General features: G+C 68.0%; 23 protein-coding genes. 7 read left to right on the forward strand and 16 right to left on the reverse strand.

Annotation, left to right across the window (positions count from 1 at the left end):
- Window positions 1-337: 337 nt before the first annotated feature.
- Window positions 338-1,828 (reverse strand): 30S ribosomal protein S1, encoded by a 1,491-nt coding sequence (gene rpsA / locus ACH413_RS12305; protein WP_319977070.1) that lies wholly within the window; start codon window positions 1,826-1,828, stop codon window positions 338-340.
- A gap of 179 nt (window positions 1,829-2,007) precedes the next feature.
- Between rpsA and ACH413_RS12310 the strand changes: the two genes are divergently transcribed.
- The 5 genes from ACH413_RS12310 (at window position 2,008) to ACH413_RS12330 (ending at window position 6,972) form a co-directional block, all read left to right on the forward strand.
- Complete coding sequence (locus ACH413_RS12310; RefSeq protein WP_360041091.1) at window positions 2,008-2,841, forward strand: class I SAM-dependent methyltransferase; 834 nt, start codon at window positions 2,008-2,010, stop codon at window positions 2,839-2,841.
- Between the two features lie 11 nt (window positions 2,842-2,852).
- Window positions 2,853-3,773, forward strand: a complete 921-nt coding sequence (locus ACH413_RS12315) for a GNAT family N-acetyltransferase (RefSeq protein WP_360041094.1) — start codon at window positions 2,853-2,855, stop codon at window positions 3,771-3,773.
- Between the two features lie 78 nt (window positions 3,774-3,851).
- Window positions 3,852-4,481 carry an ABC transporter ATP-binding protein gene (locus tag ACH413_RS12320; RefSeq protein ID WP_360041097.1) on the forward strand — a complete coding sequence of 210 codons (630 nt, stop codon included), beginning with the start codon at window positions 3,852-3,854 and terminating at the stop codon, window positions 4,479-4,481.
- Window positions 4,478-6,394 carry a YhgE/Pip domain-containing protein gene (locus tag ACH413_RS12325; protein ID WP_360041100.1) on the forward strand — a complete coding sequence of 639 codons (1,917 nt, stop codon included), beginning with the start codon at window positions 4,478-4,480 and terminating at the stop codon, window positions 6,392-6,394. Before ACH413_RS12320 ends, ACH413_RS12325 begins: the two co-directional genes overlap by 4 nt.
- Window positions 6,391-6,972 (forward strand): TetR/AcrR family transcriptional regulator, encoded by a 582-nt coding sequence (locus ACH413_RS12330; RefSeq protein WP_360041103.1) that lies wholly within the window; start codon window positions 6,391-6,393, stop codon window positions 6,970-6,972. Before ACH413_RS12325 ends, ACH413_RS12330 begins: the two co-directional genes overlap by 4 nt.
- On the opposite strand, the gene ACH413_RS12335 is transcribed toward ACH413_RS12330, so the two are convergent.
- The gene (locus ACH413_RS12335; protein WP_360041106.1) at window positions 6,963-7,469 is read right to left on the reverse strand and encodes a hypothetical protein; all 507 of its coding nucleotides are present in this window, start codon (window positions 7,467-7,469) and stop codon (window positions 6,963-6,965) included. The genes ACH413_RS12330 and ACH413_RS12335 overlap by 10 nt on opposite strands.
- Window positions 7,469-8,053 (reverse strand): DUF4328 domain-containing protein, encoded by a 585-nt coding sequence (locus ACH413_RS12340; protein WP_360041109.1) that lies wholly within the window; start codon window positions 8,051-8,053, stop codon window positions 7,469-7,471. Before ACH413_RS12340 ends, ACH413_RS12335 begins: the two co-directional genes overlap by 1 nt.
- A gap of 120 nt (window positions 8,054-8,173) precedes the next feature.
- Here ACH413_RS12340 and ACH413_RS12345 point away from each other — a divergent pair, with 120 nt between their 5' ends.
- A complete protein-coding gene (locus ACH413_RS12345; protein WP_360041112.1) occupies window positions 8,174-8,635 on the forward strand; it encodes a hypothetical protein in 462 nt (153 codons plus the stop codon).
- Window positions 8,636-8,639: 4 nt separating this feature from the next.
- On the opposite strand, the gene ACH413_RS12350 is transcribed toward ACH413_RS12345, so the two are convergent.
- The 10 genes from ACH413_RS12350 to ACH413_RS12395 all read right to left on the reverse strand — a co-directional run bounded on the left by ACH413_RS12350 (window position 8,640) and on the right by ACH413_RS12395 (window position 16,429).
- Window positions 8,640-9,152 carry a hypothetical protein gene (locus ACH413_RS12350; RefSeq protein WP_360041115.1) on the reverse strand — a complete coding sequence of 171 codons (513 nt, stop codon included), beginning with the start codon at window positions 9,150-9,152 and terminating at the stop codon, window positions 8,640-8,642.
- A complete protein-coding gene (locus tag ACH413_RS12355) occupies window positions 9,149-9,721 on the reverse strand; it encodes an AAA family ATPase (RefSeq protein WP_360041118.1) in 573 nt (190 codons plus the stop codon). Before ACH413_RS12355 ends, ACH413_RS12350 begins: the two co-directional genes overlap by 4 nt.
- A gap of 87 nt (window positions 9,722-9,808) precedes the next feature.
- Window positions 9,809-10,012 carry a cold-shock protein gene (locus ACH413_RS12360; protein ID WP_086665400.1) on the reverse strand — a complete coding sequence of 68 codons (204 nt, stop codon included), beginning with the start codon at window positions 10,010-10,012 and terminating at the stop codon, window positions 9,809-9,811.
- A gap of 180 nt (window positions 10,013-10,192) precedes the next feature.
- Complete coding sequence (locus ACH413_RS12365; RefSeq protein WP_360041121.1) at window positions 10,193-10,708, reverse strand: hypothetical protein; 516 nt, start codon at window positions 10,706-10,708, stop codon at window positions 10,193-10,195.
- Between the two features lie 37 nt (window positions 10,709-10,745).
- Window positions 10,746-11,792, reverse strand: coding sequence for a Gfo/Idh/MocA family oxidoreductase (locus tag ACH413_RS12370; RefSeq protein WP_360041124.1), 1,047 nt, complete (start codon window positions 11,790-11,792; stop codon window positions 10,746-10,748).
- A 5-nt stretch (window positions 11,793-11,797) separates the two neighbouring features.
- Window positions 11,798-12,268: a hypothetical protein gene (locus tag ACH413_RS12375; protein WP_360041127.1), complete on the reverse strand. Its 471-nt coding sequence runs from the start codon at window positions 12,266-12,268 to the stop codon at window positions 11,798-11,800.
- The gene (locus ACH413_RS12380) at window positions 12,265-13,092 is read right to left on the reverse strand and encodes a carbohydrate ABC transporter permease (RefSeq protein WP_360041130.1); all 828 of its coding nucleotides are present in this window, start codon (window positions 13,090-13,092) and stop codon (window positions 12,265-12,267) included. The genes ACH413_RS12375 and ACH413_RS12380 overlap by 4 nt, the downstream gene beginning before the upstream one ends.
- Window positions 13,089-13,904: a carbohydrate ABC transporter permease gene (locus ACH413_RS12385; protein WP_396424971.1), complete on the reverse strand. Its 816-nt coding sequence runs from the start codon at window positions 13,902-13,904 to the stop codon at window positions 13,089-13,091. The genes ACH413_RS12380 and ACH413_RS12385 overlap by 4 nt, the downstream gene beginning before the upstream one ends.
- Window positions 13,904-15,154 carry an extracellular solute-binding protein gene (locus ACH413_RS12390; RefSeq protein WP_360041133.1) on the reverse strand — a complete coding sequence of 417 codons (1,251 nt, stop codon included), beginning with the start codon at window positions 15,152-15,154 and terminating at the stop codon, window positions 13,904-13,906. The genes ACH413_RS12385 and ACH413_RS12390 overlap by 1 nt, the downstream gene beginning before the upstream one ends.
- Before the next feature lie 9 nt (window positions 15,155-15,163).
- A complete protein-coding gene (locus tag ACH413_RS12395; RefSeq protein ID WP_360041136.1) occupies window positions 15,164-16,429 on the reverse strand; it encodes a Gfo/Idh/MocA family oxidoreductase in 1,266 nt (421 codons plus the stop codon).
- Window positions 16,430-16,545: 116 nt separating this feature from the next.
- Between ACH413_RS12395 and ACH413_RS12400 the strand changes: the two genes are divergently transcribed.
- Window positions 16,546-17,451 carry a nucleoside hydrolase gene (locus ACH413_RS12400; RefSeq protein WP_360041139.1) on the forward strand — a complete coding sequence of 302 codons (906 nt, stop codon included), beginning with the start codon at window positions 16,546-16,548 and terminating at the stop codon, window positions 17,449-17,451.
- Here ACH413_RS12400 and ACH413_RS12405 read toward each other — a convergent pair.
- From ACH413_RS12405 to ACH413_RS12415, 3 genes are all read right to left on the reverse strand, one after another.
- Window positions 17,444-18,910, reverse strand: coding sequence for a hypothetical protein (locus ACH413_RS12405; RefSeq protein ID WP_360041141.1), 1,467 nt, complete (start codon window positions 18,908-18,910; stop codon window positions 17,444-17,446). The genes ACH413_RS12400 and ACH413_RS12405 overlap by 8 nt on opposite strands.
- Before the next feature lie 176 nt (window positions 18,911-19,086).
- Window positions 19,087-19,548: a hypothetical protein gene (locus ACH413_RS12410; protein ID WP_360041144.1), complete on the reverse strand. Its 462-nt coding sequence runs from the start codon at window positions 19,546-19,548 to the stop codon at window positions 19,087-19,089.
- A gap of 24 nt (window positions 19,549-19,572) precedes the next feature.
- Window positions 19,573-20,085 carry a GNAT family N-acetyltransferase gene (locus tag ACH413_RS12415; protein WP_330273482.1) on the reverse strand — a complete coding sequence of 171 codons (513 nt, stop codon included), beginning with the start codon at window positions 20,083-20,085 and terminating at the stop codon, window positions 19,573-19,575.
- Window positions 20,086-20,098 lie beyond the last annotated feature (13 nt).

Genomic DNA, 20,098 nt, shown 5'->3' on the forward strand with positions numbered 1-20,098 from the left:
GGTGTCAACTCGACACGCTTTTCGTCGAGTTGACACCCCTTCTCGCATGTGGCCCGCTCTTGGTGCGGCTCGTGACGGGACCCACCGCCAACGCACCCTCTACGCAACAGGCAGCCGCCCAAAGCAACTGGCGTGCCATCAACCCGCGAGTGGCGCGGACCCCCCGATCAGATTGCCGGGGGTCTGGGGGCAGAGCCCCCAGGGGAAGCACCCAACGCAACAGGCCGCAAGCAACAGGGGGACGACACAGCAAACCGGCACAAACAAAGACCCCCACACCCAAAGGGTGCAGGGGCCTGAGTTCAGTCAGCTACCAAGCCAGGGGGAATCCCCAGACTCACATGCCGCCCGACAGCTTCTCCCGCAGAGCAGCAAGCTGCTCGTCAGAAGCGAGCGTGCCACCGGACTGAGCCGGCGCGCCAACGGACGCGGAAGGAGCGTCGCCACCGGAGGTGTAGTTGCCCGCACCCTCGGCCGAAGCCTCTTCCTCGGCCTCGGCGGCCTTGCGGATCTGCTTCATGTGGGCCTCGTAACGAGTGTGCGCCTCGGCGTACTGGCGCTCCCACTCCTCACGCTGCTTGTCGAAGCCCTCGCCCCACTCCTGCGACTCCGGGTCGAAGCCCTCGGGGTAGATGTAGTTGCCCTGGTCGTCGTACTCGGCGGCCATGCCGTACTGGGTCGGGTCGAACTCCGTGTCGACCGTGAAGCCCTCGTTGGCCTGCTTGAGCGACAGCGAGATGCGACGGCGGTCGAGGTCGATGTCGATGACCTTGACCATGACGTCGTCGCCGACCTGGACGACCTGCTCCGGGATCTCCACGTGGCGCTCGGCCAGCTCGGAGATGTGGACCAGGCCCTCGATGCCCTCGTCCACGCGGACGAACGCACCGAACGGAACCAGCTTGGTGACCTTGCCCGGCACGATCTGGCCGATCGCGTGGGTGCGGGCGAACTGGCGCCACGGGTCTTCCTGCGTCGCCTTGAGCGACAGCGACACGCGCTCGCGCTCCATGTCGACGTCGAGGACCTCGACGGTGACTTCCTGGCCGACCTCGACAACCTCGGACGGGTGGTCGATGTGCTTCCAGGACAGCTCCGAGACGTGGACGAGACCGTCGACGCCACCCAGGTCCACGAAGGCACCGAAGTTGACGATCGAGGACACGACGCCCTTGCGGACCTGGCCCTTCTGCAGCTGGTTGAGGAACTCGCTGCGGACCTCGGACTGGGTCTGCTCGAGCCACGCGCGGCGGGACAGGACCACGTTGTTGCGGTTCTTGTCCAGCTCGATGATCTTGGCCTCGAGCTCACGGCCGACGTACGGCTGGAGGTCGCGGACGCGACGCATCTCGACGAGCGAGGCGGGGAGGAAGCCGCGGAGGCCGATGTCGAGGATGAGACCACCCTTGACGACCTCGATGACCGTGCCCTTGACGGGCTCGTCCTTCTCCTTGAGCGCCTCGATGGTGCCCCACGCACGCTCGTACTGAGCGCGCTTCTTGGAGAGGATCAGACGGCCTTCCTTGTCCTCCTTCTGGAGAACAAGCGCCTCGACCTCGTCACCGACCTTGACGACCTCGTTGGGGTCGACGTCGTGCTTGATCGACAGTTCGCGCGAGGGGATGACGCCCTCGGTCTTGTAGCCGATGTCGAGCAGGACCTCGTCCCGGTCGACCTTGACGATCGTGCCCTCAACGATGTCGCCATCGTTGAAGTACTTGATCGTCTTGTCGATAGCTGCGAGGAAGTCCTCCTCCGTCCCGATGTCGTTGATCGCGACCTGCTTGGGAGCAGCGGCAACGGGGGCGGTGGTGGTGTCGGTGGACATTAGGTAGGTGGCTCCGGTACGGATTGGCATTGATTGGCTGGTAGTGGTGCGCGCGCAGCGACACAGCGACCTGGAATCCCGCGGTTCTGGATCATGGGCAGCACTAACCCACTACGCACGCGATATCGTACGCGGCCGCGAGACGCGCAAGCAAACCAGCCCCCATGTGAAGGAGCAGTGTGTCCAACCAGCACGCGAGCGCGGAACAAGCGCTCGGCACCACCGGCATCGTCAAGCGCGGGGCGGACGCCGCCGAGTCGCGCGTGGCGAACCGAATCTGGTGGGACGCGGACGCCGACGACTACCACGAGACGCACGGCGACTTCCTGGGCGCGGCGGACTTCGTCTGGTGCCCGGAGGGCGTGCGCGAAGAAGACGTCAGGTTCCTGGGTGAAATCGCTGGTCAACGGGTCCTGGAGGTCGGCTGCGGCAGTGCTCCGTGCGCACGCTGGCTCAAGGACAACAAGGCGGACGTCACCGCCTTCGACATCTCCGAGGGCATGCTCCGGCACGCCCGCGTGAACAACGCCGCCACCGGGATCGACGTCCCGCTCGTCCAGGCCAGCGCCGACCAGCTGCCGTTCAGGGACGACTCCTTCGACGCCGCCTGCAGCGCGTTCGGCGCAGTGCCGTTCGTCGCGGACGTCGAAGAAGTTTTTCGCGAACTCGCCCGCGTGCTCCGGCCGGGCGCGCCCTGGGTGTTCTCGGTCAACCACCCGATGCGGTGGATCTTCCCCGACGACCCCGGCCCGCTCGGTCTCACGGTCACGCAGTCTTACTTCGACCGCACCCCCTATGTAGAGGTGGACGACGAGGGCAAGGCCACCTACGTGGAGCACCACCGCACGCTCGGCGACTACGTCCGCGCGCTCACGAACACCGGGTTCGTGGTCGAGGACCTGGTCGAACCCGAGTGGCCGAAGGGCCACACCCGCAACTGGGGCCAGTGGAGCCCCCTGCGCGGCAAGCTCTTCCCCGGCACCGCGATCTTCCGGACCCGCCTGACGTCGTAATCTCAACGGCCATGACCTCGGCACGCGGACTAGTAGCGGCCCAGTCAGCACGTTTCGCGTCGCTGGATCCGCTGCTCCCTCCCGCCACCGAACCGCCGATGGACGGCCACGTCATCACGGCGGCGCTGGCGGACGGCACGCGCGTGGCCGGGGTCATCAGCCACCAGAGCTTCGAACCGCACTCGACCACGCGGCTGTGGTCGACGGCCGAGGTCTGGGAGATGTTGCCCCTGGTCGGGGAGGCGCAGGGCATGGACGCGCTGCTCACCCGCTTCCGCCGGCACCTCGACTCGCAGGAGATAGGCGACGACACGGCGTGCGTCGTGCACTGGCCGAGCCGTGACAGCAAAGCCGCACGGACGTTCCTGGATCACGGCCTCGTGCCGCTGTCCGTGCTCGCCGTGCGCCTGAAAACGCCGACCCAGCACATCTCGCGCACGCTCACGATCCGCCGTGCGACCCCGCACGACCTGGAGACCGTGCTGGAGCTGTCACTCGCAGAGCTGGAGTACTCCTCCTACGTCGGCTCGACGATCGTGCGACCCGAGGCCGCGTCCACGAAGCGCCGCGCACTCACTGAGCGACTCAAGAACGCGAGCCCCATCTGGCTCGCCGAACGCGACGGCATCGCGGTGGCGCTCGCCGAGTGCGCGATCGTGTCGTCCGAGCCCGGCACGATGGCGGCCACGCGACTCCCCCGCGGCCGCTGGGGCTATGTGAACTGCGTCTCCGTGCTCCCCTGCGCTCGTGGCACCGGCATCGGCCAGCAGCTTCTCGCGTACGCCCACCAGGAACTTCACCGGATGGGCACGGTCGGCACCTACCTCTACTACAACCCGCCGAACCCGCTGAGCAGCGTCTTCTGGCCGCGTCAGGGCTACCGGCCGCTGTGGACCGTCTGGGAAGTACGCCCCGCCTCCGCCCTTAGGTGACCTATGTCCGAGTTGCAGAGCGCCGAAGGCTGCGGGAGAATTTGTACTGACCGGTCAGTTTAAACGGAGGGTAAAGCCGTGGAGATCCACGCAAGTCGAGCAGGCGTCAACGGGGGCCATGGTCCCCTGCTCCGGCCGACTTCGCTGGTCGTGAAGCCCGGCGAGCTCACGCTGGTCGCGGGCGAGCCCGGCACCGGTCACACGGCGTTCGGCCTGCTGCTGTCGGGCCGCATGAAGCCGTCCACGGGCACCGTGTCGCCGGACGCGAAGACGCTGCGCAAGCGCGTCGTGCTGATCGACGCCCCCGAGGTGAACGAACCGGAAGAGGCGCTCAGCCTGTCCGCCGTCGTCGGCGAGGAGCTCGCGATGAACGGCATGCCCTCCGGCAAGAAGGCAGTGCACGACTGGTTGGTGGAGCACGCAGCCGATGAGCACGCGGCCAAGCGCTTCGAACACGTGCCGGCACGCACGCGTTGCGCCGTGATGCTCGACCTGGCCGCCGCACGCCCTGGCGTCACGGCGCTGATCCTCGACTGCCCCGACCGCTACCACCCCGACCCGCGCGAGTGGTTCGCACTGGCCCACGACCACGTGACCCCCGAACGGTCCGTCGTCGTCCTGTGCTCGAACTCCTCCGCACACATCCTCGACCTCCCGCACGCGCGCCTTGGTGAGGACAACGACACCAAGATGGAGATCTCCGCATGAGCGCCCTTCGCATGGCCTTCAACGAACTCCGCCGGATCACCTCCGGCAAGCTCCCCAAGCTCGCCGTTCTGGCTCTGGCGCTCGTGCCGCTGCTCTACGCGTCGCTGTACCTGTACGCCAACAAGGACCCGTACGCGAACCTCAACCACGTCCCCGCCGCGCTGGTCGTGAAGGACAAGGGAGCCAAGGACCTCAACGCCGGCAAGGACGTCGCCGACGAGCTGCTCAACGGCAAGAAGTTCAACTGGCAGGTCGTGGACGACGCCGACGAGGGCGTGCGCAAGGGCAAGTACATCTTCGCCCTGACGCTGCCGGAGGACTTCTCCGAGGCGCTCACGTCCGCGGAGCAGAACAAGCCGCGCCAGGGCGTGCTGACCCTGACCACCAACGACGCCAACAACTACCTGGGCAGCACGATCGCGAACCAGGTCGTCTCCGAGGTGCGCAGGGCCGTCACGGCGAAGGTCTCCACCGAGGCCGCGGACAAGCTGCTGCTCGGTTTCTCCACGATCCGCCAGGAGACGACCAAGGCCGCCGACGGCGCCAAGCAGCTCGCGGACGGCAGCGCGACGTTGCGCGACAAGGTCGGCGAGCTCGACAGCGGCGTCCAGCAGCTCTCCACGGGTGCGGTGACGGCGGCCAACGGCGCCGCGCAGCTCCGCGACGGCACGCACGAACTCCGTTCGCAGACCGCGGCGCTGCCCGACGGCGCGAAGAAGATCGCGGACGGCGCGCGCCAGGTCGCCACCGGCAACGAGACCGCCGCGACCCAGGCCGAGGAGTACGCGAAGAAGGCCCAGGCGCTCGTCGGCGTGCTCGACCAGGCCAATGGCGACATCGCGAACCGCTTGCGCGCCTTGGGTTTCACCGAGGAGCAGGTGCAGAACGTGCTGGGCACGATCGGCCAGGTCCGCAAGCCGGTCGACGACGCCAACGGCAAGGTCCAGGGCGCCGCCGGTGATCTCCGCAAGCTCGCGACCGGCGCGGACCAGGTGGCCGACGGCGCCGAGCAACTCTCGTCCAAGATGCCCGGACTGGTCGCCGGCGTCGCCAAGCTCGACGACGGCGCGACGAAGCTCGCCGACGGCAACGCCCAGCTCCGCGACGGCCTGCAGAAGGCGGCGACGGGCACCCCTCAGCTCAAGGACGGCGCCACGAAGCTCGCTAGCGGTGCGGCGGAGCTGAGCGACGGCCTGTCCGGTGGCATCAACAAGATCCCGGACCAGGACGACCCGACGCGCGCCGCGATCGCGCAGGCGATCGGTGACCCGGTGGCGGTGCGCGGCCTGTCGCAGACGAAGGCCGCCACGTACGGCGCCGGCCTGGCCCCGTTCTTCCTGGGCCTGGCGACGTGGATCGGCGCGTTCGTGCTGTTCCTGCTGCTGCGTCCGCTCTCCCGCCGTGCGCTCGCCGCCGGTCAGTCCGCGCTGCGTGTCGCGTTGGGCGGCTGGCTACCAGGTGCGTTGCTCGGCATCGTGCAGGTGCTGGTGATGTTCACCGTCGTGCGGTTCGTGGTCGACATCGAGCCGTCGAACCCCATCGGCACGTTCGGGTTCCTCGCACTGATGTCACTGACGTTCGTGGCGATCCTGCACGCGCTGAACGCCGCGTTCGGTGCCGTGGGCAAGTTCCTGGGCCTGATCCTGCTGATCCTCCAGCTGGTCAGCGCGGGTGGCACGTTCCCGTGGCAGACGATCCCCGTGCCGCTGTACCCGCTGCACTACGGCCTGCCGATGGGCTACGCGGTCGACGGCCTGCGCCACCTGATGTACGGCGGCGACCTGGGCAGCGTCGGAAAGGACGCGCTGATCCTTCTCGCCTGGCTGCTCGGGGCCCTAGCCTTGACTTCCGTGGCGGCCTACAAGCAGCGGGTGTGGACAGCGTCCAAGCTGAAGCCGGAGCTCGTGCTGTGAGCGCGCGAACGACAGCGACCAAGCAGAAGCTCTTCGACGCGGCGTTGAAACTGGTCGGCGAACGGGGCGCGGCCTCGGTGACGGTCGACGAGATAGCCGCGGAGGCCGGCGTCGCCAAAGGCACGATCTACTACAACTTCGCCTCGAAGGACGCCCTCGTCGAAGCGCTGCTGCACCACGGCGTGGAGATCCTCGCGGGCCGGCTGCGGTCCGCGGAGGGGTCCGAGGACTCGCTGGAGGCGCTGGTCGACGAGATGCTCGGTTTCTGGGCCGAGTACCCGGCGTTCGGCCAGCTGCTCGTCTCGGAGCTGTGGCGCACGCCGGGCCAGTGGCACGGCACTCTCTCGTTGCTGCGCGACGACATCGTGTCGATCGTGCGCGGTCAGATGAAGCGCCTGTCCGACGCGGGCCGCCTGCCGGAAGGCGTGGAGGTCGGCACCGCGTCGGCGGCGTTGTTCGGCACGTTGCTCGTGATCGCGCTGGACTGGCAGGTGTTCCAGCCGGAGCGGTCACGCGCGGAGGTGCGCGACTCCGTCATGCTGCTGGTGCGGGGGATGCGCTCGGCGCGTCAGAGCTGAGCGATCCGCTCCGGTCGTTGCAGAGCGGAGACCTGGGCGATCACGACGACGGCCAGGGCGGCGGCCACGACGGCGAGGACCGCGGATGCGGTCGCGACCAAGCGGTACCCGGATCCGCTGCCGGCGAAGACCTCGGCCGCCTCGGACGCCAGCATGGCGAGGAACGTCCACTGCCACGGCCTGATCCACCGACTGGGCACGCGCCGCTCGAACGGCACCTCCCGCTGGGCGAGATCGGACGCTCGCCAGATCTCCGCCATCCGCTTCACCTCGCGCAACGCGATGGCGCCCGCGTTCTGCGACGCGTTGCGGACCCAGACTCCGAACGCCACGCCGGCAAGTCCCGTCAGCAGCAGCACCGCCAGGTCCCACATCGGATCACGGGCGCCCTGGTTGAGCGCGGTGCCCATCACGGACGCGACGGCCACCGCCACGATCAGCGCCTGGGTCACGTGGCCGCTGATCCGGACGTCCTTCAGGTCGATGTAGCCGCTCATCACGCCTCCACCTGAACTGGAACGGCTTCCTGCCTCTCGGTGACCTGCTTGATCATCTGCGCCGCCAGGACAGCCGCGACGACCAGACCCGCAGTGGAGACCGTCGACAGCAACGCGTAGTCGTCCAGCGCTGCGCGGCCGGCGATCACGCCGAGCGCGTTCGAGCCGATGTAGGTGATCCACCAGCCGGTGACGAGGCCGCTCTGGGGCCGCTTCTGCAGCCCGACCATGGGCTGCGTCCGATCAGACCCGCGCCAGATGTCCTGCATCACCGCGTACGGGATGAACAGGTTCGCGAACGGGATGATCCAGCCGACGATCACCCACATGTTCGTCCAGCGGTGCTGGTGCCTGGACGTGATGGTATCGGAGTTGAGCCGTGCCTGGCGCATCCAGGCGATGAACAGCACACCCGCGACGACCTGCACCAACAGCGCGACGAAGCCGGCGGCCAGGACCGTGGCCTCGTCGACGGAGATCCACAGCAGCGCGGCCGTGACGACCTGGGTCGCTGCGGAGAACGCGATCGCCCCCGTCGCCGCCGTGCCGAACCCGCGCACAGATCTGACAACCTCAGAACTCATTCGACTTCCCCCAGAAAGCACACGTCCCCTGACGTCGGCACTGAGCGTACGACGTCAACGCCCGATCGAGCGATGCGTTTGACCGAGCAGGGCCACATGCCCGCAGGTACGAACGAAGACATGCCGAAACTGCTGAGCATCGCCACCGTCCTGCTCGCGACCATCACCCTCACGGCGTCCCCCGCGCTGGCCGCGCCGGACCCCGTGAAGGCCACCGCCGACTTCCAGGAAGCGTTGTTCACCCCCGTCGCCGGTGTCCTCGACTTCGAGGAGACAGCCGAGGGCATCAAGGTCGCCGGCGAGTTCAAGAAGGGCTTCGCCTCCGACGCGCCGTCGGACTACCAGCTGGTGGTGCTCGACAACGCGGAGGTGGTCCTGGACTTCAGCAAGGACTTCCAGAAGGTCGCCGAGATCGAGGCGGCGGAGGTCACGGCGTTCGAGTTCGTCACGAAGACCAAGCAGAAGATCGCGGACATCCGCAACGAGGACGTGGTGGTCCGTCAGCTCGTGGACGTGGCGGCCGGCATCAAGGTGCAGGCGGAGATCGGCCGCGCGAAGGTCCAGAAGACCGAGGCCCGTTAGGGCTTCAGCGGGCGTCCTCGTGGTGCAACGAGGGCGCCCGTCCCGCCAGTCCTCGTTCAACGGCCTCCAGCACCGCACGGTTCGTGCGCAGCGTCGCGTCGTGCGCGAAGGCGCCGAGCAACACCTGCTGCGTCGGATGCGGGAGCACGGGGTCAGGTACAGGTACGGAGGTGTGCACCTCCACCACCGGCGCGTCTTCTGCGAGAAGGTGCCGCACGGCGTTGAGCACGCCCACGCGATAGCTGTCGTGCACCCAGGCCACCAGCAGGTTCACCAGCTGGCCGTCGAGCTCGTCCTCGACCTCCGCCGCGAGGTTCGCGGGGTGCTCCCAGTCGGCCCTGACCCACGTCGGCCGATGTCCCCGCGAGATCGACGCCCGCGCCGCCCGTCCGGGACCGTCGTCGGCCATCAACGGCTGCGTGCGCGACGGCAGCACCACCCGCCACCCGCGTGCCACGAGTTGTCCCGCGCAGCCGGCCAGCATGCCGGTCCCGCCGAGCACCAGCGCCGTTCTCATCGAGCACGCTCCTCCCCGACCGAGGCGAGCGGGCCCGAGAGCCACCGCTCCACCTGCCGCTGCCCGCGCAGCCGCACGACCACGACGTCGTCGACGAGGGCGAGCACCCTGACCCGGTTGCGCCGGTAGCTCTTCCAGCCCCACCGCAGGATGTGCCCGGGATCGGTGAAAGCCGACCACAGCGACGACTCCCGATTACCGTTCCACAGCTCCACCCCTGCCGCGCGACGTCTGATCGTGCGACTCACCAGCCGTCGCATCACGACCGGGAACCGGTGGTCGAGCCACACCACCGTGTCCGCCCGCGCGAGCAACCTGGGCCGTGCCGCCTTGTACTGGTATTCGGTGACCCAGTGGTCCTCGCGCGCGAACGCGGCCACCTCGTCCAGGAACTCCGGCCGCGGCGTCCACTGTGGACCCCAGTAGAGGCTGTCCAGCTCCACCCGCCGCAGGTCGTGCTGACGGGCGATGCGCAGGCAAAGCGTCGACTTGCCGGATCCGGCGTTGCCGGCGACGAGGATGCGCCGGGGCACGTGCGGCAGCGGATCAGCTGGTCCGAGCAACGGCATCGAGCCAGATTAGGGGAGACCACAAGGCCCCCGACACACACGCAGGGCCCCCGGGAAGTCCCGGGGGCCCTGCGGTGTGAAACAACGTCAGAGAGCGGTGACGTTCGTCGCCTGCGGGCCCTTCTGGCCCTGCGTGACGTCGAACGAGACCTTCTGGTTCTCCTCGAGGCTGCGGTAGCCGCCGCCGTTGAGGGCCGAGTAGTGGACGAAGACGTCAGCGCCGCCGTCCTCGGGGGCGATGAAGCCGAAGCCCTTTTCGGCGTTGAACCACTTGACGGTGCCGTTTGCCATGTACTGCTCCTTCAATGCTGAAGAGCAAGCCGCACTTTGCGACTGCCCCGTGGTTGGTCGAGAGCCGACCGCCCCATCCGCGAAGAAGGAGAAGCGCTCGCAACTGAAGTTCGGCGAGCGTGAAAAGACACGAACACAAAACCGCAACCAATGAAGCAGTCTACCGCATGCCCCAGGGCTTCAGCCACGCCTTCGCTGAGGTACCGCGAACCGCTGCTGCATGATCGAGATCCGGAAGATGACGAAGCAGGCGAGCCCGGCCGCCCCGATCGCGCACAACGTCGACAGCGTCGAGAACACGACGTACAGGGGCGTGTCGAGCAGGAGCGACTCCAGCACGTCGCCCAGCACCATCGCGAGGAACGTGAGCTGCCACGGTCTGATCAGCGGACTCGCCACGCGCTGCGCGAACGGCACCTCGCGCTGGGCCGGGTCGCTCGCCTTCCACACCTGCGACACCATGCGCACGCCGTGCAGCGCGATCGCCTCGGCGTTGTGGGTGGCGCTGCGGAACCAGATGACGAACGCCACACCCGCGGGGATGACCATCATGATGGCCAGGAAGCTCCACGAGGACGATCCGCCCTGCCAGTCGTTGATCGTGCCCCAGATGGACTCGGCGGCGACCAGCGCTATCAGGCCCATGCTGACGTAACCGGTGACCCGGACGTCCTTCAGCTCGATGTAGGTGTCCAACGCAACACTCCCCGAACGCGGCGAACTGCGCGGCAGACTACCGCCCGAATCCGCAGCCGAGTTCGGTGAAGGTCGCGAGCTTCTCGGCGGCCCGCACGACGACCTCGTCGATGCCGTCGAGCACGACCCGGTCACCGACGCGGCGGGCGGGCAGCAGCGGCACGTCGGCCTTGCCGCACTGCTCGGCGATCGACGTGAACGCCCGTGCGGCGGCCAGCGGCGCGACCAGGGGCTCGCCGGTCTGGCGGTGCCGGATGAGGTTCTCCAGCAGATCCACGGACGGTGCCACGGCCATGCGGTGGTCGTTGACCGTGAGTCTGTCGTCGTCGTACCACCAGACGGCCTGCCCTAGCGTTCCGTGCACGAGGACGACTGGTGGCAACGATGTCGTCGCACAGAGCGTGGTGGCGACGACGACCGGTGGGGCGCCATCGGCCGTCACGCGGACACAAGCCGTGTCGTCCGCACTGATCGTGTCGCGGCACCGGTACAGCTCGAGCTCGACAGCGATGTCGGTCCGTTCCTCGACATCGGCGAGCAGCAGCGCGTTCTGCAGTGCGTGCGCGAACGGGTTCACGAGCGTGCCGTCCTCGCCTTGCCGTCCCGCCCAGTCGGAACGTTCGTAGTAGGCGTCCGTGCGCGTCCAACGCCCTGCGGCGCCGATGCCGGTGATGTCCCCCAGCGCGCCGGAGCCGATCAACGAGCAGAGCCGCCGGTACGAGCCCGTCCCCTGCGTCTGGAACCCGACCTGGCCCACCAGCGCGCGTTTGAGCGCCTCGGCGGAGATGTCGTCGAAGTCGGTCGTCGACAGCACCGCGGGCTTCTCGACCAGCACGTCGCAGCCCAGTTCGAACGCCTCCAGGACGAGGTCGCGGTGCGTCGCGGGCGGCGAGGAGATCACGACGATCTCGGGATGCAGCTCCTCGGCGAGCGACGGCAGGTCCGGGTAGGACGGCACCGGCGCGTCCACGTCCACGACGTCGACCACCCCGACGAACGTGGCGAGGCCGTCGTGGCCGAGCCGGACCAGGTTCTCCACGTGCCGCGCCCCATGTCCCCGAGCGCCGACCAGCGCAACACGCATCGCTCTCACCCTTCTCGGGCGGACTCAGCCGCGAGCGCCAGGGGTCCGCCGATCACCAGCGCCAGCGGAGGCAGGGCCCACACCAGCACACCGGCGACCACCAACGCGGCCATCAGCATCAGCCGAGGTGGGTGGAATTTCAATGCGCCGCGCCAACCAAGACACGTTTGCGACAGCATCCAGGCTCCAACGGCCGCCGAAGCCGTCAACACCGCCACCCGAACGGGCAATGGCGCCGGGAGCACGGTGACCACTAAGAGGACGTCGAGCCCGAGCACGGCCCACGCCAGTCCGAAGATCACGCCCGGCACCCACTGCACGCGCAGCAACGACCAGAACCGTCCGGGCGGGAGCTCCGAGCGCAACACCTCGCGGGCCGCGCCGAACGCCGAGAAGGCCGTCACGACCGGCAGCGAGGCCACGAACACGAACACCCCGAGCAGCAGGGTGTCCGCGAGCACCTCGAACCGTCTCATCCCTTCAGGCCCGTCGTGGCCACGCCGGCGACCAGGAACCGCTGGAACGCCAGGAAGAACAGCCCGATCGGCACCAGCGACAGCACCGACATCGCGAACATGGGCCCGAACGAGGAGGACGACGTCTGGTCGACGAACAGCCGCAGCCCCATCGGGATCGTGTAGTTCTCGGTGGACGACAGGTAGATCAGCTGCGAGAAGAAGTCGTTCCAGGTCCAAATGAACGTGAAGATCGCCGTCGTCACCAGCGCCGGCCTCGACAGCGGCAGCACCACGTACCGGTAGTTGCGGACCGGCCCGCAGCCGTCGATCTTCGCCGCCTCGTCCAGCTCGCGCGGGATGCCGCGCATGAACTGCACCATCAGGAACACGAAGAACGCGTCGGTCGCGAGCAGCTTCGGCAGGATCAACGGGACGAAGGTGTCGATCATCCCCAGCCGCTGGAACACCACGTACTGCGGGATCAGCGTGACGTGCGCCGGCAGCATGATCGTCACCAGCGCGAACGCGAACAGCGGGCCGGAGAGCCGGAACCGCAGCCGGGCGAACGCGTAGGCCGCCAGCGAGCACGACACGACGTTGCCGATCACGGCACCCGAGGCGACGATCGTGGAGTTGCGCAGGAACGTCCAGAACGACTCGCCGCCCGCGCCCTCCAGCGCACCCGCGTAGCCGTCCGTCGTGACGCGACCGGGGAACAGCGAGCGCAGGTTCGCCACCAGGTCCTCGACCGGGGTCAGCGACGCCGAGACCAGCCACACGATCGGATAGAGCACCAACGCCAGCGCGGCCAGGCACAGCAGGAAGGTCGCGGCCCGTCTCATCGTTCGTCTCCGTAGAACACCCAGTACCGCGAGGTCCGGAACAGCACGGCGGTGATCAGCGCGATCGCCACCAGCAGCACCCACGCCATGGCCGACGCGTAGCCCATGCGGAACTCCGAGAACCCGCGCTCGTACAGGTAGAGCGTGTAGAACAACGTCGAGTCGGCCGGTCCCCCGCGCCCGCCGCTCACCACGAACGCCTGCGTGAACGCCTGGAACGCGTGGATCGTCTCCAGCACGAGGTTGAAGAACAGCACCGGCGACAGCATCGGCAGCGTGATCGACGCGAGCCTGCGCCACCACCCGGCGCCGTCCACCGCTGCCGCGTCGAGCAGGTCGCGCGGGATCTGCTGCAACCCGGCCAGGAAGATCACCATCGGGGCGCCGAACTGCCACGCGGACAGCAGCACGACGGTGAGCAGCGCGGTGTCCGGCGTGTCGACCCAGGTGTCGAAGATGGCCCGCCACGCCAGCGCCAGCCCGACCGACGCGCCCAGCAGCGAGGGCGCGTAGAAGGCCGAGCGGAAGAACGCCTGTCCCTTGCCGCGCAACGAGTTCAGCAGCAACGCGACGGCAAGCGCCAGGAGCAGCTTCGCCGGCACCGACCACGCGACGTACTTGAGCGTCACGCCGACCGAGCCCAGGTAGCGCGGGTCGTCACCGAACAGCCTGGCGTAGTTGTCGAGGCCGACCCACCGGGGTTCGTTGAACAGGTCGTAGTCGGTGAACGACAGGTACAGCGACACGACCATCGGCGCCACGGTGAGTCCGATGGCGCCGAGCAGCCACGGCGCCAGGAACAGGTACGGCACTACTTCAGTGCTTCTTCCGCGTCACGCCAGAACTCGTCCAGCGCCTGGTCGATCGTCTTCTTGCCGAACACGACCTCTTCGTGTTTGCGCTGCATCAGCTTGTAGATCGTGCCGTCGCCCTTGGGCGGGGCGGGTGGCGCGTCGCCGAGCTTCGCGTCCACGGACTTCTGGTACTCGAAGACGACCTTGTTGGCACCGCTGAGGTTCTGCGCCACGGCCTCGCGGATCTTGAGGTTCGCGGGCAGGCCGCGGTTGGCGCCGAGGATCTTGCCCGCGTCCGGGTCGTTGAGCAGGAAGTCGATCAGCTTGACCGCCGCGTCCTTGTGCCTGGTGCGGGCCGACGCGCTGATGAGCTGCGACGGTTTGCGGTAGGAGCCGAGGACTTCCTTGCTGTCACTGGGATACGGGCCGAGCTTGAGCTCATCCGGCCGCACGGTGTTGTAGCCGCCGTACAGGCTGTCGTAGCTGTGTTCGGACGCGGACAGCTTCTTGCCCATCGGGGTCTGCTCGGCACCGGCGTTCAACGTGGTCACCAGTTCGGGCGGCGTGGTCGCGTTCGCGTCGCGGAAGTCCTTAGAGAGCTGCCAGAACGCTTTGAGGTCGTCCTTGCCGTAGCCGAGCCTGCCGTTCTCGTAGAGCGCCTTGCCGCGTTGCCGCAGCCAGGTCTCGAAGACGTCCTCGGTGCCGCCGAAGTCCGTGGAGCCCGAGATCCCGGTGCTCGCCTTGAGCTTTCCGGCGATCTCCTTGTAGTCGGCCCAGGTCCAGCCGATCTTCGGTTCCGGCACGCCCGCAGCGGTGAACAGCTTCGGGTCGTAGACGATGGTGGTGGCGTTCTGCGCCAACGGCATCGCGACCTGCTTGCCGTTCAGCTCGCCGCTGCCGGCGAAACCCGCGTTCCAGTCGGCGGTGCGGATCTCCTTGCCCACGTACGGGGTGAGGTCGAGCAGGACGTTGCGGCCCGCGTACTCGTTGAGGTAGCGGTAGTCCATCTGGATCACGTCCGGCGCGTTGCCGCCGGCGATCTCGGTGGAGAGCTTCTCGAAGTAGTTCTGGAAGTTCTGGAACGACGTGGCGACCCTGACGTCCGGGTTACGGCTCTCGAACAGCCGCACCGCCTCGTTCGTGATCTTCGCGCGGTCGTCGTTGCCCCACCAGATGAACCTGATCTCCGCCTGACCGCTTCCCGAACCGCCGCCACACCCGGCCGCCACCAGCGCGCCGCCGAGCACCAAGGCCATGGCCTTGCGCACGTTCTCTCCTCATCTCAGGTCGATGACGTCGACGACGTGGACCGGTTCCCCGGTCTCGAAGCTGCGGTTGGCGGCGAAACCAGTCAGCAGCGAGAGCGTGCCGTCGTAGTGCGTTGCCTTGCGTCCCAACGGGTCTTCCTGCCCGGGCGGTCCGTACAGCGCGTCGACCATGCGTTGGTCGGCGCCACCGTGCCCGTCCCGGTCGTACTCCAGCGGGATGTCCTCGCGTTCCTCGAACAACCGCTGCACGGACAGCTTCGCCCAGCCCTGCTCCGGGTTGGCGTTGACGCCGTGCACGGCCGGGTCCTGGCCCGACACCCAGGAGTTCTCGACGACTTCGAGTTCGAGACGCCCCTTGCTGCCGTTGACCATCAGCCGGTAGCCCTCCCACGGCGAGTAGGCCGTGAGGTGGTACGTCAGGTTCGCGCCGCTGGCGTAGCGGACGAGCACCGACATGTCGTCCTCAATGGACACGCCGGGCTCGAACGGATTCTGGTCGCGGCGATAGCCGTCCTCGTGCTGGGCGTCGACGTAGAGCTTCTTGAGCCAGTCGTTCTGCTCCAGTTTGATGTCGAACCGGTCGTCCTGGGCGTAGCCGTGGCGCTTGCCGTTTTCGTCGCCGTAGAAGAACAATCGGCCGTGCGCGTACACGGTCTCGGGCACCGAACCGACCCACCAGTTGAGCAGGTCGAAGTGATGGGTCGCCTTGTGCACCATGAGTCCGCCGGAGTTGGCCTTGTCTCGGTGCCAGCGGCGGAAGTAGTCGGCGCCGTGCCGGGTGTCGAGCAGCCACTCGAAGTGCACGGACCCGATCTCACCGACAGCGCCGTCCGCGAGCAGCGCGCGCACCTTCTCGTGGATCGGGTTGTAGCGGTAGTTGAAGGTGACCGTGACGTTGCCGTCGTTGCGGTGCACGGCATCCAGGATCTTGCCGGCCGACGGGACGTCCGTCGTCATCGGCTTCTCCGTCACGACGTCACGGCCGGCGTCGAGAGCCTCCACGATGTACGTGTCGTGGTGACGGTCGACTGTGGTCACGACGACGACGTCGACCCGTTGCTCGTCGAGCATCTTGAGGAAGTCGGCCGCGTCGTACGTGGGCACCGGCTCGACCCCCAGTTCGGCGAGCCGGTCGTTGTGGACGTTCATCCTCGTGCGGTTCACGTCGGCGAACGCGACGAGTTCGCAGGTGGCCGCGTGTTCGACCGCGATGGCGTGGACGTGCCGCTCCGCGCGTGATCCCGTGCCGACCACCGCATAGCGCCTGCGAGCCATCTCCAGCCTCCTCTGCAAACGTTTTCCTCACGCTAGTCGCACCTGCCCTGACCTCGTCAAGGTCTCTCGGAAACGTTTTCAGCTGTTTCATGGACATGAACGGCAGGATGGATCTCATGCCGACTCCTGTGGTGCTCGACTGCGACCCCGGCCACGACGACGCGATCGCGATCCTGCTCGCGGCCGGCTCGCCAGAGATCGACCTGCGCGCGATCACCACTGTGGCCGCGAACCAGACGCTCGACAAGGTCACTTCGAACGCACAACGGGTCTGCTCGGCCGCCGGAATTTCGGTGCCGATCGCCCGCGGGTCCGCCCAGCCGTTGGTGCGTCCCCTGTACGTCGCGGAGGACATCCACGGCGAGTCCGGAATGGACGGTCCGGCGTTCGGCGCGCTGACCGTAGACGTGGTGCAGGAGCACGCGATCGACGTGATGCACGCCCACATGCCGGCGACGCTGGTGGCCACCGGCGCGTTGACGAACGTGGCGCTGTACCTGCGGCGGTACGGGCCTTCGGCGGTGCGCGAGATCGTGCTCATGGGCGGGTCGACCGAACGCGGCAACACCACGCCGTACGCCGAGTTCAACATCTACGTCGACCCCGAAGCCGCTCAGATCGTGTTCTCCAGCGGTGTGCCGATCACGATGATCGGGCTGAACGTGACGCACCAGGCGTTGGTGACTCCCGAAATCGTGGCGCAGTTGAACGCACTCGGGTCGCTCGGGCGCATGTGCGGGGAGCTGATGGCGTTCTTCGCCGCGACCTATCGCGACGTGTTCGGGTTCGCCGCGCCGCCGTTGCACGACCCGGTGGCGGTGGCACGGGTGATCGACCCGTCACTGGTGACGTGCGTCGAGGCGTTCGTGGGGATCGAGACCACCGGGACGTTCACGCGCGGCGCGACCGTCGTGGACCTGCACGGCCGAATGCAAGAACGGCCCAACGCCCTGGTGGCCGTCGGCCTGGACGTTGAGCGGTTCTTCGAGGTAGTGCTGGATGCCGTGAAGCGACTCAGCTGATCGACTTGTCGCCGAGCACGGCCCACTGGCTCCAGCCGGCCTTCTCCTTGTAGAAGCGGCGCACCAGCTTGCCCTCGTCGGTGCGGGCGAAGACCTCGACGGTCTTCGTCTGCGCATGGTACATCGCGGTCGGCGGCTCGGAGACCTTGGTGGTGCCGAGCTTCGCCCACGTGGTCCAGCCCTTGTCGCTGGCGCGGGAGTGCTCGACGAAGCCGCCCTCACCGAGCTGCACGACGTCAATGGAGCCGGTCGTCGAGTTGAAGACCGCCGACGGAGCGCCGGTGCCCTTGCCGCCCAGCGTGGTCCAGACGCCGGCCGCGTACTGCTCGACGCTGCCGGACTCGGTGCGGACGAAGACCTGGTCGACGGCGACGCTCGGGTCGCTGACGATCTTCTTGTCGCCCTGGTCCGCCCAGGCGCTGCCGTCCCACTTGACCAGCTTGCCGTCGGCGGAACGCGCGTAGACGTCCTTGTCGGCGACGGCGGGGTTGCCCTCGATCTTGCGGTCGCCGACCGGCGCCCACTTGTCCGTGAAGCGGAGCAGGAGGCCGTCCGCGCCGCGGGCCAGGACCTCGACGGCCTTGGTGCTGTCGTTCCACGTCAGCGTCGGGTCGCCCGCGACGGCCGTGTCGCCCAGCGCGAGCCACTGACCGTCGACGCGGCGGTAGATCTTGCCGTCCTTGCCGCGCGCGAACACCTCGACGATCTGCGTCTTCGGGTTCATCAGCGCGACCGGGTCGCCGGCGAAGGCCTCGGACCCGAGCTGCTGCCAGCCGTTCCAGCGGCTCGTCTTGTGGAAGTTCGTGATGATCGTGCCGTCCGTGCCGCGCGCGAAGATCTCGAGCTGCTGCTGCCCGGTGTTGGAGATCTGCGGGCCGGCGCTGACGACGAGTTTGTCCGTCACCGGCGTCTCGCTGCCGGAGCCACCGCTGCCGGCCTCGAGGATGTTGTTGTAGCGCAGCGGCACGTACTGGCGAGCCGTGGCGGCGCTCCACACGCGCTGAACCGGCCTGCTGCCGTCCGGCCCCGCCTGCTCGCGCACGATGGGGCGCGTCTTGGCCGCGTCCGCCCACCCGATGAACAGCGCGACGTGGTTCAGGCGGTCGTTGAGCGCGTCGCCGGGACGCAGGTCAGCCCAGTCGATGCGGTGCGCGACCTGCTCGAGGATGTGCGTGGTGTACGAGATGCGCAGACCCCAGGCCATCGACACGAAGCCGGAGCAGTCCGTGCGGTAGGCGCCGTACTTGTTGCCGAAGCAGTCGCTCTGGCTGTACGGCACGCGGGCGCTGATCCACGTGCGCGAGCGCGCCAGGATCTCGCTCCGCGTGATCTTGGAATTGGCCTCGTACGTCCCGCAGATCACCCCGCCCTCGGCGGCGACGGCGACGTCCGGCATGGCCAGCGTCGAGCCGAACGTGATGGCCGCCGCTGCGACCGCCAGCATCCCCCACCGTTTCATGCCGGTCACGTTAGCAAGACGGTGTGAAGTTTCGGTCCGGTCGAACGTCGGATGTTCCTGCGGTTGCGCACGGTCGGAGTGGCGGTTGCTCACGTGGTCGGCCTGTCCTTCCGGAGCGCTGACGGGGTCGGGTCGAGGTGTCGATGCCAGTTCCATCGGAGAAGTGGCCCAAGCGGTTACTCCAACACGCTCAGATACCGGCGCGGCACGTACAGCTCCTCTCCCGTCTCATAGGGATAGGTGACGGCGCGCAAACGTGTGCGGTACCCCCCGGCCTGCTCGTAGGCCCAGTACCGGCCGGGCTCCTCCGCCCACGCCGCGAAGATCACGACGTGCCGGGTCAGGTTGGTGCCGTCCGTGCGGATGACCACGTCGCCCGCCCGCAGTTCGGGCGCGGTGATCAGGCTGCTCACGACGGCGAGACCAGAGGTGTCCAGGCCGCCGTGCCGGTCCTCCGGCCTGCCCGGCAGGCCCCAGGCCATCGACACGAAGCCCGAGCAGTCGGCGCGGTAGATGCCGTGTTCGTTCTGGTGAAATCTCGTCTGGCTGTAGGGGACCGAGTCGCGCAACCAGGAACACGCGCGCTCCACGATCTCGGAGCGGAGGATGAGGCGGCCGGCGGCACGTGCGGTGGTCACGTGGCCATCGTCGGGGCTTGATCTCTAAATCTCCTGCAAGCTTTCTATAAGGTCGGCGTCGCTGATCTCGGCGGTCACCCAGGCCAGCGGGTAGCTGAGCTGGATCGTGTCGATCTCCCTGGTCAGCCGCACGCCGGGCAGCACCTTGCGCACCAGCGCGAGCATCGCGTGGTTGTCGGGCAGGACGTCGCCGTGCAACTGCGCGACGCCCATCCGCGCCGCGATCGAGGTCAGTTCCTCCAGCAGCAGGCGGCCCACGCCGCGGCGCTGCCACAGGTCGACCACGGCGACCGCGATCTCCGCGCCGCACTCGCCGGTCTTGATCACCCTGGCGATGCCGATCGGGTCGCCGCCGACGCGGGCGCACACGGCCGCGTGACGTTCGCCGTCCACGTCGACCAGCACCCGGCGGGCCGAGGCGGTCAGCCGGGGCGTCGGCGAGTGAAAGCGCAGGTAGCGGCTTCGCGCGGACAGTCCTTCGAACACCGCGTCGACAGCTTCCGGCGCGGTGTCGCGGTTGAGCTCGGTGACGCGCATGAGGATCGACCCC

Source organism: Lentzea sp. NPDC020367 (assembly GCF_044387305.1).
Classification (GTDB): Bacteria; Actinomycetota; Actinomycetes; order Mycobacteriales; family Pseudonocardiaceae; genus Lentzea.